This window comes from Chitinophaga hostae, from assembly GCF_018224885.1.
Classification (GTDB): domain Bacteria; phylum Bacteroidota; class Bacteroidia; order Chitinophagales; family Chitinophagaceae; genus Chitinophaga; species Chitinophaga hostae.
The window spans coordinates 236144-251989 of sequence record NZ_JAGTXB010000009.1; the positions used below are offsets into that span (position 1 = coordinate 236144).

At 45.7% G+C, this 15846-nt stretch carries 13 protein-coding genes; 7 read left to right on the forward strand and 6 right to left on the reverse strand.

Features of this window, described 5'->3' with window-relative positions:
• The first annotated feature begins 11 nt into the window (after nt 1–11).
• The 6 genes from KE626_RS19440 (at nt 12) to KE626_RS19465 (ending at nt 6955) form a co-directional block, all read left to right on the forward strand.
• On the forward strand, nt 12–1139 hold the full coding sequence (locus tag KE626_RS19440; RefSeq protein WP_211974592.1) for a TIGR03364 family FAD-dependent oxidoreductase: 1128 nt from the start codon (nt 12–14) through the stop codon (nt 1137–1139).
• 413 nt (nt 1140–1552) lie between these two features.
• Nucleotides 1553–2251 carry an LOG family protein gene (locus KE626_RS19445; RefSeq protein ID WP_211974593.1) on the forward strand — a complete coding sequence of 233 codons (699 nt, stop codon included), beginning with the start codon at nt 1553–1555 and terminating at the stop codon, nt 2249–2251.
• 200 nt (nt 2252–2451) lie between these two features.
• Entirely contained in the window at nt 2452–3090 is a 639-nt protein-coding gene (locus KE626_RS19450) for an O-methyltransferase (protein ID WP_211974594.1), read from the forward strand.
• Between the two features lie 24 nt (nt 3091–3114).
• On the forward strand, nt 3115–4566 hold the full coding sequence (locus tag KE626_RS19455) for a glucosaminidase domain-containing protein (RefSeq protein ID WP_211974595.1): 1452 nt from the start codon (nt 3115–3117) through the stop codon (nt 4564–4566).
• 52 nt (nt 4567–4618) lie between these two features.
• Nucleotides 4619–5164 carry a hypoxanthine phosphoribosyltransferase gene (gene hpt / locus KE626_RS19460; RefSeq protein WP_211974596.1) on the forward strand — a complete coding sequence of 182 codons (546 nt, stop codon included), beginning with the start codon at nt 4619–4621 and terminating at the stop codon, nt 5162–5164.
• A 45-nt stretch (nt 5165–5209) separates the two neighbouring features.
• A complete protein-coding gene (locus tag KE626_RS19465) occupies nt 5210–6955 on the forward strand; it encodes a YfbK domain-containing protein (RefSeq protein ID WP_211974597.1) in 1746 nt (581 codons plus the stop codon).
• Nucleotides 6956–6958: 3 nt separating this feature from the next.
• Here the strand turns inward: KE626_RS19465 and KE626_RS19470 are convergent, their stop codons facing one another.
• The 3 genes from KE626_RS19470 to KE626_RS19480 all read right to left on the reverse strand — a co-directional run bounded on the left by KE626_RS19470 (nt 6959) and on the right by KE626_RS19480 (nt 9895).
• Nucleotides 6959–7900 carry a class I SAM-dependent methyltransferase gene (locus KE626_RS19470; protein ID WP_249207571.1) on the reverse strand — a complete coding sequence of 314 codons (942 nt, stop codon included), beginning with the start codon at nt 7898–7900 and terminating at the stop codon, nt 6959–6961.
• Between the two features lie 140 nt (nt 7901–8040).
• Nucleotides 8041–9210, reverse strand: a complete 1170-nt coding sequence (gene dnaJ, locus KE626_RS19475) for a molecular chaperone DnaJ (RefSeq protein ID WP_211974598.1) — start codon at nt 9208–9210, stop codon at nt 8041–8043.
• Between the two features lie 109 nt (nt 9211–9319).
• Nucleotides 9320–9895, reverse strand: coding sequence for a nucleotide exchange factor GrpE (locus tag KE626_RS19480; RefSeq protein WP_249207572.1), 576 nt, complete (start codon nt 9893–9895; stop codon nt 9320–9322).
• Nucleotides 9896–10128: 233 nt separating this feature from the next.
• Between KE626_RS19480 and KE626_RS19485 the strand changes: the two genes are divergently transcribed.
• The gene (locus tag KE626_RS19485; protein ID WP_211974599.1) at nt 10129–11301 is read left to right on the forward strand and encodes a class I SAM-dependent rRNA methyltransferase; all 1173 of its coding nucleotides are present in this window, start codon (nt 10129–10131) and stop codon (nt 11299–11301) included.
• 78 nt (nt 11302–11379) lie between these two features.
• Here KE626_RS19485 and KE626_RS19490 read toward each other — a convergent pair whose 3' ends face one another.
• The 3 genes from KE626_RS19490 to KE626_RS19500 form a co-directional block, all read right to left on the reverse strand.
• Nucleotides 11380–11745: a T9SS type A sorting domain-containing protein gene (locus tag KE626_RS19490; RefSeq protein WP_211974600.1), complete on the reverse strand. Its 366-nt coding sequence runs from the start codon at nt 11743–11745 to the stop codon at nt 11380–11382.
• A 185-nt stretch (nt 11746–11930) separates the two neighbouring features.
• Entirely contained in the window at nt 11931–12962 is a 1032-nt protein-coding gene (locus tag KE626_RS19495) for a PorP/SprF family type IX secretion system membrane protein (protein ID WP_211974601.1), read from the reverse strand.
• An 18-nt stretch (nt 12963–12980) separates the two neighbouring features.
• On the reverse strand, nt 12981–15833 hold the full coding sequence (locus tag KE626_RS19500) for a PKD domain-containing protein (RefSeq protein WP_211974602.1): 2853 nt from the start codon (nt 15831–15833) through the stop codon (nt 12981–12983).
• Between the last annotated feature and the right edge of the window lie 13 nt (nt 15834–15846).

The following is a 15846-nucleotide window of genomic DNA, read 5'->3' on the forward strand; positions in this document are numbered from 1 at the left end:
TTATTCGGATCATGCAACAACAACAGGCGGATGTAGCTGTAATAGGCGCTGGTATTGTGGGTTTAGCCATGGCTTATCATCTGGCATCCAAAGGAAAGAAGGTAGTTTTATTTGAGCGGAACAGCAAAGCGATTAGTGCATCTATCCGCAATTTCGGGCTGGTGTGGCCGGTAGGACAAACCGCTGGTAAAATGTATGATCGCGCTATGCGCAGCCGTCGTACCTGGAAAGAGCTGGCTGCTGCTACCGGTTTGCAATGCCAGGAAACCGGCTCCCTGCACCTGGCATACGAAAAAGATGAGCTGGCGGTACTGGAAGAATTTGCGCAGGCAGCTCCCGGTAATGGATATGACTGCGAACTGATTCCGGCGGCACAAATAGGTAAGTATACCCAGGCAATAAAAACAGCCGGACTGAAGGGTGCGTTATGGAGTCCTACCGAAATGACAGTAAACCCCCGACAGGCCAGCGCAGCCATCGCAAAACACCTCGAAGAAAAGATGAATGTTACGGTGCGTTTTGGCACTGCGGTGAATGGCATCAGTTTACCGCATATTGAAACAAAAGATGAGCAATGGAAAGTAGATGAAGTGTATGTATGTAGTGGCGCCGACTTCGAAACGCTTTATCCTGCACAGTTTGCGGCTGCGCCATTAAAAAAATGCAAGCTGCAGATGATGCGTACTATCCCGCAACCAGGCAACTGGCAGCTGGGACCTGCATTATGTGCCGGTTTAACCCTGGCACATTACGCCGCATTCGAAAGCTGTAAAACCCTGGCCCCGCTGAAAGATCGTTTTGCCGCTGAAATGCCCGACTATGTGAAATGGGGCATTCATTTGCTCATTTCACAGAATGGGGCCGGAGAACTCACCATTGGGGACTCGCATGAATATGGTCCGGATTTCGAACCATTTGATAAAGCATGCATCAATGAGCTTATTCTGAAGTATATGCATACTTTTCTGCAGGCGCCGGAATATACCATACAGGAACAGTGGCATGGCATCTATCCTAAACTGACCAACGGAGAAACAGACCTGGTATTTTCTCCGGAGAAAAATGTAACCATCGTAAATGGAATGGGTGGGGCCGGAATGACGCTGTCATTTGGGTTGGCGGAAGAACTGGTGAAATAGGTGGTACAAGGGTGTTTTTTGGAAAACGTTTGCTTTCTCTGCACGCTGCTGACAGCAAGGTTTTACCCTTTGCGTAATCTCGATAAATTTAAATTAGGTTATTGCTTAAATAATCGATAAATTAAATTCAGATTAAGCGTTATGAAAACACCTGTTGATTAAAACGATAGTAGCATTCGAATCATTTTCAACAATATTTACTTTTTAATTGCCAGCATTAGCAACGTTTCTGCAGCGATGTTTAATAAACGACGCTGCACGTTCATAACGTGTTAAATGTAAAGCAGGTTTCTTTATAGTTACCTGCTTTTTTGTTTTTGGTGCAGCGGCGATAAGCCAATTATTATATAAATTACATTGTTCCGCGTGCATGCAGGCGGAAAGTGTTTTATGGTATAACAAAAAGCAATCGCATGAACAGTAGTATAAAGAACCTGAAAGAAAGGGACTGGACAGAAACAAGAGCGCATTCCAGCTGGCAGATATTCAAGATTATGGCGGAGTTTGTTGAAGGCTTTGAAAAGCTGGCTAAAATAGGACCCTGTATATCTATATTTGGTTCGGCGCGTACAAAGCCGGGCAATCGTTACTATGACCTGGCCCAGGAAATATCCACCAAACTGGCGGAAGAAGGCTTTGGTATTATCACGGGTGGCGGCCCGGGCGTGATGGAAGCAGCGAATAAAGGCGCACAGGCAGCACATGGTAAATCGGTAGGAGCCAATATTACTTTGCCACACGAACAGCATCCCAACGTTTTTATTGATCCGGAAAACAGCTTGAATTTTGACTATTTCTTTGTGCGCAAAGTGATGTTCACCAAATATTCCCAGGGTTTTGTGATGATGCCCGGCGGATTTGGCACCATGGATGAGTTTTTTGAAGTAGCCACCCTTATTCAAACCAAAAAAATGGAGGAAACGCCCATGGTACTGGTGGGTCGTGAATACTGGAGTGGTTTACTGGACTGGATCCGTAATGTGATGATGGAAAAAGAAAGCAATATTAACCCGCAGGATCTCGACCTGTTACAGCTGTTTGATACGGCTGATGAAGTAGTGGAATACTTCCGGGTGTTCTATACCACCAATAAATTAAGGCCTAATTTCTAAGGAGGCTAAAGCTAAAAGCGGAAAGCAAAAGCAATTACAGCGAACGAATGCGGTTATTTCAAGGAGAATAAAATACCCGCAAATAACGTTTATGAATATATTAAATGGCAGTTGGCCGCTATATTCATTCCCTGTAATCGCTTTTTGCTTTCTGCTTTCTGCTTTACGGTTTTTCCGTAGCTTTGCAGAAATTTTAATATATGCTCATACCGGCAGCAGTAGAGGCCTATTCAGAGAAATATACCAGCCCGGAAACTGAACTAATGTATCAGTTGAACCGGGAAACACATCTGAAAGTGGAGCTTCCGCATATGTTGAGCGGGCAGGTACAGGGACAGTTCCTGAGCATGGTGAGTCATATGATTCGTCCACGCCGTATTCTTGAACTGGGTACATATACCGGGTATTCGGCCATTTACCTGGCTGCAGGGCTAACGGCAGACGGTCTGTTGCATACCGTGGATATCAACGAAGAGCTGGAAACCCTTTGTCAGCGGTATTTCGAGGCCAGCGGACAAGCAGATAAAATTAAGATGCACATAGGCAAGGCTGCTGAAATCATTGAACAACTGGACGAAGAATTTGACCTGGTGTTTATTGATGCAGACAAGTCAGGATATGAGCAGTATTACGACCTGGTATGGGATAAGTTACGTCCTGGGGGCTTTATCCTGGCAGATAACGTGTTGTATCATGGACAGGTGTTGTTGCCTGAAAATGAGCAGGGCCGTCAGGCAAAGGCTATGATTAGTTTTTGTGAGAAGGTATTGGCAGATGATCGTGCCGAACAGGTATTACTCACCATCCGCGATGGTGTACTGTTGATCAGGAAAAAATAAAACGCCCATTAAATCCGAAAATACATGCAAGTAAGAAAATTCTTGTTGGTAGTCAGTTTTCTTATTGGCTTCGTTACCATACTGCAGGCTCAAACAATGAGCACCCAGCAGTATATTGCCACCTATAAAAACTTAGCCATTGAGGAAATGCGCCGCTCAGGTGTGCCCGCCGCCATTAAACTGGCGCAGGGGATTGTTGAAACACAGTCTGGCAACGGTACGCTGTGCTTACAGTCAAATAATCACTTTGGTATCAAATGTAAAAATACCTGGACCGGGAAAACCATTAAGTACGATGATGATGCCGCACAGGAGTGCTTCCGGGTATATGAAACCGCCCGCGATTCCTACAGGGATCATTCCGATTTTTTACATAGCAATCCGCGTTATGCCTTCCTGTTCCAGTTTGACGGGGATGATTATAAATCCTGGGCATTTGGTTTGAAACAGGCGGGATATGCCACCAACAAAACTTATCCGCAGCAGTTGATCAAGGTTATTGAAGACTATGACCTGCAACGGTATACCCTGATTGCCATGGGTAAAGATCCGGGCAGTGGCGGCATCGAAACCGACGGAACGCAGTATGCAGAAGTAATTCCAAAGGAAGAGGCCAGAACTTCTCCCGGAAAAAATAATCACAACCGCTCCAAACCCGCTACCGCTAACTATCCAAAAGGTATATTTGAAATCAACGGCCGCAAGGCGGTTTTTGTAAAGGCGGGTACTTCCCTTATCCAGCTGGCCGATCAGCGCAATATGCGTCTACGTAAGCTGGTACGCTTTAACGACCTGGAAAATGATAACCCGCCCAAAAAAGATATGATTGTCTTCTTACAAAAGAAAAGTAAGAGAGGAGGCAAAGAATTTCATGCGGTAGTGAATGGTGAAACCATGCACGATGTGGCCCAGGCCGAAGGGGTACAGCTAAGATGGCTGCGCCGCCGTAACAAAATGAACGAAGGGGAAGAACCGGCTGCCGGCCAGCGGTTAACATTGGACGGTTTCGCTAACAGCGCTCCCCGTTTGGCAAAAAATACCCGGGTATTGAAGGAAGAAGACCAGGAACCACCGGAAGACTTCTCCCCACGTAAGGCCGTGGAAGATATTAAAGAGGAAGTAGCTAAAAATACCGGTGCTGCAACTACGGTGCCGGACGCTCAACCGGCCTCCCGGCCTGCAGGTGGTGTTCCGGTAGCCATGATCGAGGACCTGAAAAAAACAGGTCAGGTAACAACTACCGCCGGATCCGGAACAGCTGCTCCGCAACCAGCTGCACAGCCTTCACCTGCCCCTCCCAAACCTGCCCCCACGCCGGTGCAGAAGGCAGGCAACCGCTATCATGAAGTGCAACCCAAAGAAACACTGTATGGTATCGCTAAAATGTACAACAGATCTGTTACACAGTTACAGGAATGGAATAATTTGCAGGGTGCTGATATAAAAATAGGTCAGCGACTCCTGGTAAATAAATAAGCAGTGATCTTTTTGCGCTTATGATTGTTAAATAAGGAAATGTAGAAGTATTATGTCCGTAATTAAGGTGCATGACAAACAGTTCCAGCCGTATATCGGTGCTGTAGAATTGCAGCAGCGTATTAAGGAAATGGCGGAACAGATTAACAAAGATCTGGCGGGAGAACGCCCTTTATTTATTGCCATTCTGAACGGCTCATTTATGTTTGCCGCAGATATGTTTAAACACCTCACTATTGAGGCGGAAATCTCTTTTATAAAGCTGGCTTCTTATAAGGGCACCAAATCTACCGGTAATGTAGTGCAGGCCATTGGCCTGGATGAAGATCTTTTTGGCCGTACAGTGGTGATCCTGGAAGATATTGTGGATACCGGTAAAACCATGAGCCAGTTCCTGCCGCAACTGGAACACCAGCAACCTAAAAAACTGATTGTAGCTTCCCTGCTCACCAAACCGGAAGCCATGGTACATCCTATCCAAATCGACTACCTGGGCTTTTCCGTTCCGGATAAGTTCCTGTTGGGCTATGGCCTCGACTATGATGGCCTGGGCCGGAATCTGCCCGAAATATATCAACTGGTGGAATCTGAGAAGTAACTATTTTTTCCGGGCGCTTGCCCGGAAAAAATCTTAACTTAATACATGCGGAAGTTCCTTTTACTCTTATTCCTTTGGGGTGGAGGGCTGCAAGCGCAAACAGGCTGGGTGTCGGGAGCGGTAGAAGACAGCATATCACACCGCCCCATTTCCGGTGTACAGGTGAAGGTGACAGACGACACAACTAATGTGCTCACGAACGCTTTCGGTCTTTTTAAAATTGTCATCCCCGGGGCTACTGCCACACTGTTGTTTACGCAAAACGGTTATCTCCCCAAACAGGTAACGGTTAATAAATCCGACAGACTTTTAATAACGTTATCGCCTGTACGAAAAGATACGGACCCTATTGCCATGGCCAAAGCCAGGTCAAAAATGCTGCACAGCAGTAACCCCAATTACGGCAATACAGGGATGGGTATCCACTCTTTTTACAATGAAACTTATGGCGCCACTTACGAGAATAAATTTATGCGTACGGATAATCATCCTTCTTCCACATTTGCCATAGATGTGGACAGGGCGGCCTACAGCAATATCCGTCGTTTTCTGCGCCTGAAAGAACCGGTTCCCACAGATGCCGTACGCATCGAGGAAATGATTAATTATTTTCATTACGATTACCCGTTACCGTTAGCGGGTAATACAATGGCATTGTACAGCAACTATACTTCCTGTCCCTGGGAAAATAATCATCGCCTGTTGCAGATTGCCATCCGGGCGCGGGCCCTGGAAGCGGATAGCTTTCCTCCCAGCAATCTTGTTTTCCTGATAGATGTTTCCGGTTCCATGGGTACTTCCAACAAGCTGCCGCTGTTACAGGCAGCCTTTCGTATACTCGTGAATAACCTGCGCCCGGCCGATAAAGTAGCGATTGTAGCTTATGCCGGTGAGCCGGGTGTTATGTTGCCGGCAACCGCCGGTGATCAGAAAGAAAAGATCCTCAATGCTATTGATAATCTCAATGCCGGTGGCGCTACGGCAGGAGAGGCAGCGATTAAAATGGCTTATCATATTGCAACAGCAGCATTCATCCCCGGCGGCAACAACCGGGTGATACTGGCTACAGACGGCGATTTTAACGTGGGCCTCAGCAGCGACGAAGAAATGGAGCAGCTGATCCTTCAACAGAAGGAAAGTGGCGTATTACTTACCTGCCTGGGATTTGGCATGAAAAATTATAAGGATTCCAAGTTGCAATCCTTGTCCAGCAAAGGAAATGGTAATTTCGCGTATATAGATGACCTGGAAGAAGCCAATAAAATATTTGCCCGTGAATTTGGCAGCACCCTGTTCACAATTGCCCGCGATGTGCAATCGGAAGTATGGTTTAACCCGGCATTGGTAAAATCGTATAGGCTTATTGGTTATGAAAATAAAATACTGCCTGCAGATACTTCCATTAAAAGCGAATACAGTGGCGGGATAATTGGCAGTGGCCACTGTTCGGTGGCATTATACGAAATTGTGCCCACAGCGGTGCAAAACCCCGCTGATACATTGCTGGCACGCGTGCGTATTGCCTATCGTTTGCCGCAGGATACTACTGTACAATACCTGGCAGGTGATATGGCGCCCGGCTTGAAAAGCTTTGACAAAGCCTCCGATGATTGCCGCTTTGCAGCGGCAGTAGCACTGTTTGGTATGCTGCTGCGTAAGTCGTCGTATTGCGGTGACGGCAATATGGATATGGTGATGCAGATAGCCCGGAATGCCCTGGGGAATGATAACGGGTATTACCGGCACGAGTTTTTAAAGATGATAAAAATGGTACGCAAAGCAAAGCATTAGGCTTTACTTGGTGAGCCGGTAGCACTTCCTGATCAGCTTCTGTTGAAAATCAAAAGGGAGCGTTTGTTTGGTAATATCTTTTATGCTGGCAGCATTGATTTTATCGGATTCCAGTACAAACCTGCGATAGTTGTTGCTGAAATACACTACACCGTCTTTTTTGGTAGCCAGCAATACTTTATTAAGCATATCGGCATGATCCCGCTGAATATCGAGGAAATCCTTCATCCGCTTGCTGTTGGAGAAGGTAGGAGGATCGATGATCACCACATCGTAGGTATTCAGTTTTAGTGTATCGAGATACTGTAATACATCCGCGTGAACAAACGTATAGGCGGGGCTGTTGAATCCATTGAGCTGCATATTTTCTTCCGCCCATGCCAGGTAGGTTTTAGAGAGATCAACGGAGGTTACTTCTGCGGCGCCGCCGGCTGCGGCATAAACGGAAAAGGAGCCTGTATAACAAAAGAGATTGAGTACTTTTTTATCTTTTACTTCTTCCCTTACCATGCTGCGTGTAATGCGGTGATCGAGGAATAAACCGGTATCCAGGTAATCGGAGAGATTTACTTTAAACTGCAGTCCGGCTTCGTGGGCCGTCATAATATGGCTTTCGAGACTGAGCTTTTCGTACTGGCTTTGCCTGTTTTCCTTGCGCTGCCGTTGTTTTACCCAAATCTTGCCGGGTGGTACGCCGAGTACTTTGCTGATCAGTTCCAGGCAGGTATCGAGCCATTCTTCGTGGGCATCTTCTTCCATACCATGTTTACGGTTATATTCAGCGATGTATACATGATCTTCATACATTTCAATGCTGAAAGGGAATTCAGGAATATCATCGTCATACACCCGGTAGCAGGTGATATTTTGCCGGCGGGCCAGTTTGGAAATATGCCGGAATACTTTCGTGAGCCGGTTTTCGAACATCTGCAGTTTAGAGTCCATTGCTTCATTTGAATGAGAGCATAAAGCTGAAGGCATAAAGCTAAAAGCTATTATAGCGAAGCTAAAAGCGTATACCCAAATTTTTATCCGCTTCTATCTTCGCTATAATAGCTTTTAGCTTTATGCTTTCAGTCTTCCGCTCAACTAAAAATATCCCTTACTTTCTCAAAAAATCCTTTTTCAGACTTTTCGGGATTGGGTTTAAAGTTATCGGACGATTGTAATCTGTCGAGCATTTCTTTTTCTTCTGCTGATACGGTTTGCGGTGTCCATACATTTACATGGATCAGCTGGTCGCCTTTTTCGTATGAATTAACAGAAGGGAACCCTTTGCCTTTCAGGCGGAATATTTTGCCGCTTTGTGTACCTGCAGGGATTTTTATTTTGGCTTTACCATCGATGGTGGGCACTTCCAGGGAGGTACCATATACAGCATCGGGGAAAGAGATGTAGAGGTCGTAGGCAACATTGAGTCCGTCGCGCTGCAGTTCTGCATGTGGTTCTTCCTCGATGAGGATGAGCAGATCACCGGGGGCGCCGCCTCTTTCACCTGCATTACCTTTTCCGCTCATGCTCAGCTGCATACCTTCCTGTACGCCTGCCGGGATGTCGATGCTTACCATTTCTTCACCATACATACGGCCTTCTCCTTTACAGTGGCCGCATTTGCTGGTAATGATCTGGCCTTCACCATGACAGGTGGGGCAGGTGGTAACGGTTTGCATTTGTCCGAGGAAAGTTTGCGTTACTTTCCTTACCTGGCCGGAACCACCGCAGGTATTACATGACTGGAATGCGTTTTTATCTTTAGCACCCAGGCCACCACAGTGCTGGCAGGGTACATATTTTTTTACTTTTATTTTCTTGTTGGCGCCTTTTGCAATTTCCTCGTAGGTAAGACGGATCTTTACCCGGAGATTGGAACCACGGGTACCGCGTCCACGGCGGTTTCCACCACCACGGCCGCCACCGCCGCCAAAAAAGCTTCCGAAAATATCATCGTTACCAAATATGTCACCAAAGTTGGAGAAGATGTCATCCATGTTCATTCCACCACCACCAAATCCACCGCCACGGTTGCCATTCATGCCTGCATGGCCAAAACGGTCGTATTGCGCCCTTTTATCAGGGTCGCTTAATACTTCATAAGCTTCAGCTGCTTCTTTGAATTTATCTTCTGCTTCTTTGTTATTCGGGTTGCGGTCAGGGTGAAACTGCATGGCTACCTTACGGTAGGCCTTTTTGATTTCATCCTGGGAAGCAGATTTGGCAACAACCAGTATTTCGTAATAATCTCTTTTGGTAGACATTCTAGTAATCACTTAATGCTGATGCAGGCATCAGCTTTTGTTCGGTAAAAAAATTGTTTTACGTCAGCATAGCATAGGCAATCATTAGAGATTATGCCACATCGTCATTTTATTTGCCGACAATTACCTTGGCATGACGAATCAACTTGTCACTCAGGTAATAACCCGGCTGTAATACGTCTACTACTTTTCCTGCCAGGTCCGGTGTGGGTGCTGGTATTTCGGTAATAGCCTCCTGTAAATCAGGATCAAACGGGGTGTTAATGCTCTCCATTTGCTTCAGCCCTTTTGCCTGCAGGGTACTTCTCAGTTTGTTAAACACCAGCATTACGCCGTCTTTGATGGCGGCTACATCCGTGGTGTTTTCCAGCTGTTTGGCTGCCCTGTCGCTATCGTCCAGTACATCCAGCAAAGATATGATAACTTCTTTACTGGCAGTTTGCATCAGCTCTATACGTTCCCTGGCAGTGCGTTTGCGGTAATTGTCAAATTCCGCCTGCAGCCTGAGATATTTATCGCGTATTTCGTTTACTTCCTGTTCCTTTTTTTCAAGTTCCGTTACTTCATCTGACTCATTATTCGTATTTGAACTATCGCTTATATTTTCTTCTGGCATGCCTTTTTCGTTTTCGCTACCAGTGTTAGCATGTCCGTTTGTCTGCATGTCTTTTTCGTTTTCTGTCATAATAAGTAATAATTGTCTGCGAAGGTAACCAGTCAATTTCTTTGCCAACAGCGGTTTAGGCGACAAAAAGTCAGAAAAAGTGAGAATTACGGATGATGAATTACGAATGACGGATTTGCGCCCGGATACCAGCGAAAAGAGCTGTATTTGCCCATATCTTCCTATAAATCCGTTATTCGTAATTCCTGATTCGTAATTCCTATTCAGTACCTTTGCCCCTCGAAATACAATAAATGACTAAAGTTTTTTTAAAGAAACAGATACAAAACAGGGTATTACAAGGGCATCCCTGGATTTTTGGCAATGAAGTAGCCGAAATTAAAGGAGATGTAAATGCCGGTGATATTGTAGATGTATACACACATAAGGGTTTTTTCCTGGGACGTGGTTATATAAATCCTCAATCCCAGATCCTGGTGCGCCTCCTGACCCGCGACAAAAATGAGGAAATAAACCCCGAATTTTTTTACCGCCGCCTCCTGAAATGCTGGGAATACCGGCAAAAGCTGGGCTATGTGGAAAACTGCCGCCTGGTATTCGGAGAAGCCGATGACTTGCCTGCGCTGGTGATTGATAAATTCAACGATTACTTCGTTATACAAACACTGGCCCTGGGTATTGAGAAGTGGAAGGGCGCCATTGTAGACGCGCTCAATCGCATTTTTTCACCAAAGGGAATATACGAAAGGAATGATGTGCCGGTAAGGGAACTGGAAGGCATGATCCAACAGAAAGGCTTCCTGAGTGCGGCTTTCGACACCAACTTGGTCATCAATGAAAATGGGCTTAAATTCCATGTGGATGTTGTAAATGGCCAGAAAACCGGCTATTTCCTGGATCAGCAGGACAACCGTCGCGAAATCAAACATCTTGTAAAAGGAGCAGATGTCATGGAAGCATTTTGCTATACCGGTACTTTCTCCTGTCATGCTGGTTTTTACGGCGCTAAGAGCGTATTGGGACTGGATATTTCAGAAACGGCTGTTGCTACGGCCCGTAAAAATGCGGAGTTAAATAACCTGCAGGATATCTGTAAATTCCAGGCGGTTAATGCGTTTGATCAGCTGAAACAGTGGACAAAAGAAGAAAAGAAGTTTGATGTGGTAATATTGGATCCGCCGGCGTTTACCAAAAGCCGCGAAAATATCCAGAAAGCGGTTACCGGCTATAAAGAGATCAACCTGCGTGGTATGAAGCTGCTGAAACCGGGCGGGTTTCTGGTTACAGCTTCCTGTACCAACCTGGTATCACCGGAGCTGTTCCTGCAAACCATTGATGCCGCTGCCAAAGACGCGAAAAAGAAATTACGCCAGGTAACATTCCAAACCCAGGCACAGGATCACCCCATCCTTAGAAATATTGAGAATACAACTTACCTGAAGTTCCTGATCGTGGAGGTTTCCTGATCAGTACGAATAATATAAAAAGAAAAAAGTCACGATGTGAATCGTGACTTTTCTTTTTATTTTGGTGCCAGGTGTAAACTATTTGACGACATTGAATTTCCCCGACTCCACCAGGTTGCCGCGCTGATCACGCAACTGGAAGATATAAATACCATTGTAGTAATTATCCAGGCTCATAGTGGTACGTGTACCAATGCCCTTTAACTGATCTATTTTTTTTCCGAGGAAGTTATATACAATAAGATCGTATAGTTGGTCGTTATTATGTTGTTGAATTTCAAAGTTTATGATCGTAGTAGCGGGATTGGGGTACAGCTTCACAATTTTGCTCACGTTTTTATTACCCCCGTCCTGTGCAGGTTGGGATCTATCGCTTTGAGCCTTGCCGGTAATGGATAGCAAGCTGAAAACCATTATGAAAATGAGGGTAGAGGTTTTCCACATAGTGTTATAAAAATAAAGTTTTTTTCAAATATTTCCTAATTTTTGTTTGATAAATTCAGCTGATTCAAGCCCTGTCTTCTACATAAAAATAACAAACCACACGCCATTTTGTTAGCTTTTTATCCATTTTTATCTAAATTTTAACGCTTGACAAGCTTTTTTATAAACAATTGATTTTTAACTATTTAAAATCTCGGACAATTCACACTTTCCAGTGTCGAGTTCCGGCTGTTCAAAAAACCTTTGAAAACCAGGGATATTTCGAAGCCGCCAAAGGTCTGGCTGGCTGTTCTTAGTTTCGAAATATTGGTATCATAACTCATCGCTATCTCATATTTATCCATATCTATTTTAATAGTGGGGATAATAGCATCATTCCATCTAAGGAAGAGTCCGCCATAGATGGCCCTTGTTGATTCCAGTCCCTGGTCCATTAAGCCATACCCGATTAGTGCCCCACCAATGTATTCAGAATAGGTACCCTGGTGAAGCTGGTTGTAATGGGCAATCACTTTTACCCTTTCATCTACGGGTATGGTAATACCTGCATTAAATGTCAGTTTCGGTTGCAGTTCAATATTCTGATCACGATAGAAAGAGATCTTCGCCCGGTTAAAATGAAAATACCCGGCGCCAATAAAGTAATTCACATCTTCCCCGATCACACTGTTGTAACTCAGGCCTACTCCTGCATCTAGGTAGCTGTAACCTTTAAATGCCAGTTTGCCTTCTTCTCCGCTGGGCATCGCAGGATCGAAGCGGCCGTTGGTATACTGGTTGTTAAACGTCATGTTGGCCGGATCAAACTGGCGTTGTACAAGTCCTCCCATAAAACCGAGCGAGAGGAAGCTGCTCTTATCTTCGTTCAGCGATTTATGATAGTTGATCGCCGGAAAGATCTGTGTAGACTGGAGTTTAGAAGTACCAGCGCGGTCGTAGGTGAGTTGAAGCCCGGTAGTGATATAGTCGTTACCACGGCCAATGGGAAACTTGATTTCGCCGCTCACCGTACCTGTCTGGTAAGGAATAGTAACGCTGTTCCATTGATTGCGATATACAGCCTGAACGCGCACGTCCCCATTGAAAATGCCTATCAGCGCAGGGTTGCGCAGAATAGGTGTTTCATAGAACTGTGACAGGTGTATATCCTGCGCATACAATGGTGTTGCACCGGTTATGCAAACTATTGTCAGTAATATGCGGAATACGATTTTCATGGTAGCCAGGTTAAATAATTATCTTAGTAAGGTTACATTGCCTTTCAACTGAAAAAATTCATTGGTATCGCAATATGCCTCGATGAAATAAATGTATACATCAGCAGCCTGCGGCTGCCCGTTGAAAGAACCATTCCACCCTGCGCTGATATCGTCGATATTAATCTTCTCGCGATGAAATACTTCCTGTCCCCAGCGATTGAAAATGCGGAACGATTTAATAAAGTTGATGCCCTTTCCACGCGGATAGAAAATATCATTCTGTCCATCGCCATTCGGACTGAATGTATTCGGTATAAATACTACATCCGTATTGCAAATCAGATCTATATTCACCACATCCGTTTTTTTACAACCATATTGATTGGTGCCTGTAATGCTGTAGGTAATGGGTTTACGTATAGCGGCGGTGACATAAGGAGAGGTTGTATTATCCAGGTAATCATCAGGGCTCCATTTCCAGCTAACAACATCGGCGGTACCACTGGCCATCAGTTTTACGACCTCGCCTACCGTTACTGTCTGATCTTTTCCGGCGCTGACATCGGGAACGGGCTTCACCGTTACTTTTACAGCAAGTGGTGTGCTCATCGGGCAGATAGCATCGTTGGTGCCTGTGACCTGGTAAGTAATATCCGTTTCCGGTGTTGCAAAGGGGTTGGCAATGTTGTTATTTGTTAAGCCTGTTACCGGTGTCCAGTTGTAAATAGCAGCGCCGGTGGCATTCAGCTGTACTGAAGAACCATAACATACTATGGTATCCTTACTAACAGTGAGATTTACCTTTGGCACTACCACAATATCAGTAGAATCAAAAACCGTACAGCCGTACTGGTTAGTTGATTGTACCTGGTAGCGCGTGCTGACAACCGGGGTGGCTACAGGATCATTACAGAAAATGCAACTCAGATTACCGCCGGAAAGCCATTGTACGGTACCGTCTGATAATGCGTTGAGATCAACGCTGTTACCTTCGCATATTTTAGCCTGTTTGGCCGATGCTTTTACAAAAGGTGTAGGGTGGATATTAATTGTTTGACTCAGGGAATCCCTGCAGTTACGCGCATCCGTTACCACCAGTTTTACGGCCTGACCACCCGATACCGTATATTTTACAGCTGGCGGCGTTTGTGCTGAAGATTTTTGGCCGTTGCCCAGATCCCAGTACCAGTCGGTGATTGGGATATTGGGCGATGTGACGGTAGTATTGATAAACGACAACGGCTGTCCTGCGCAGGTAACCGGCCCGGTGGTGAATCCCGCTTGTGGCGCCAGGATGCTGATATCATCCGGTTTTGTTACAATGTCGTCGCAATAGGCCGCATCTTTATAATGAATAGTCAGCTGATTACTGTAACTGCCGGTGGCCGCCCAGGTTTTTACATACGTTTGGTTGGTGGTGGTATATATCTCCCCGTCACCAAATTGCCAGGTATAATCGGCTACCAGTCCCAAAGGTACATTCAGCACTTCGTAGGTGGCTTTACTGCCGCGACAGATTGCGCTTACACCGGCAGTAAAATCGGCCCTGAAATAATATATCGTTTGAAAGCTGCTGTGCTGGCAGTTATTACCGTTTTCGCCGATGGTAAGCCGAACGGTATAATTACCAGGGGTGGTATAGTTGTGAACAGCATCTTTGGTAGTTACGACGGGGCTGTTATCGCCGAAATCCCATTGATAGGTAGTATTGGCGTTAATTCCGATGGATTGGTTGGTGAATGTAAACCTGCTTTTATCGTTACAGTCGCGCACTACATGAAATTGCGATACCGGGCCGGTTACCACTACTGTAGCAGGAGCTGCAGCGGTGAAGCAACCGTTGCTGCCGGCTTTCATTTGTATAGTCAGCGTACCATTGGCATTGAATGAGTGCCTGATATCGTTGTTGCTCCCCTCACCGGTAGTACCGTCGCCAAAATCCCAGCTATAGGTATCTGCAAAACTGGCATTGGCCAGCAGTCTTACAGGGTCTCCCGCACAGGTGCTGGCAGGTGATACGCTGAAGCTTACATTAGAAGGCGGGTTGCCGGTATGTATATGTTTGTCGAATGATTTTGTGACAACGCATTGGTTTTGTGTGGTAACGGTAACGCCTATATTATAAGTACCTGTTTGCGTATAGGCGTGACTGACATTTCCATTAACGGTTGTTTGTGAATTACCGTCTCCGAAATTCCAGCCCCAGGAAATAACAGGGTCGTTAACACCGTTGGCAGAGGTAGCCGTAAAGGCTGCTGTATAGGGCACACAGCCCGACAAAGGTGCCGATAGGATAATATCCGGGAGAGATATATCTATATAAGCTGCCTTTTTTAATGTAGCCGTACACCCGTTGCTGTTAGTAACGGTGAGGGTTACATCAAATTTTCCGGCGCTCGTATAATTATGTGCAATAAAGGCATTACTGGTGGTAACAATGGTGCCATCACCAAAATCCCAGGTGCGGCTGGCCGCTCCGGCAGTGCCATCTGTAAAATTGGCGCTGTATAGTTTGCAGCTTTTGGTAACGTCGGCTGAAAAGGAGATCTGAGGGGTGCTTCCTATCACCATTGTCCGGAAATAAGTGCTGGTATTGGTGCCTCCGGATACCCGGTACTGTGCTTCCAGCGTAATTTTTGCAGGTCCCCCGGAGGTATAGGTTACCTGTGGATTTACCTCGTGAGAGGTCCGGCCATCTCCAAAGTCCCAGTTATAGGCAATAGGCGTACCGGTGCTGGTATTCGTCAAAGTGAAGGTTACGGGTGTGCATAAACTGCCAGGCGAAGCCGTATAGGTAAAGTTTGCCTGCTGTGCCAGTAAGCAATTTGCCTGTAATAGGGATATCAGGAGCAGTAATGTACATAAACACTTTGCCTGCAGGTATTTCATAGGGTACACAGGT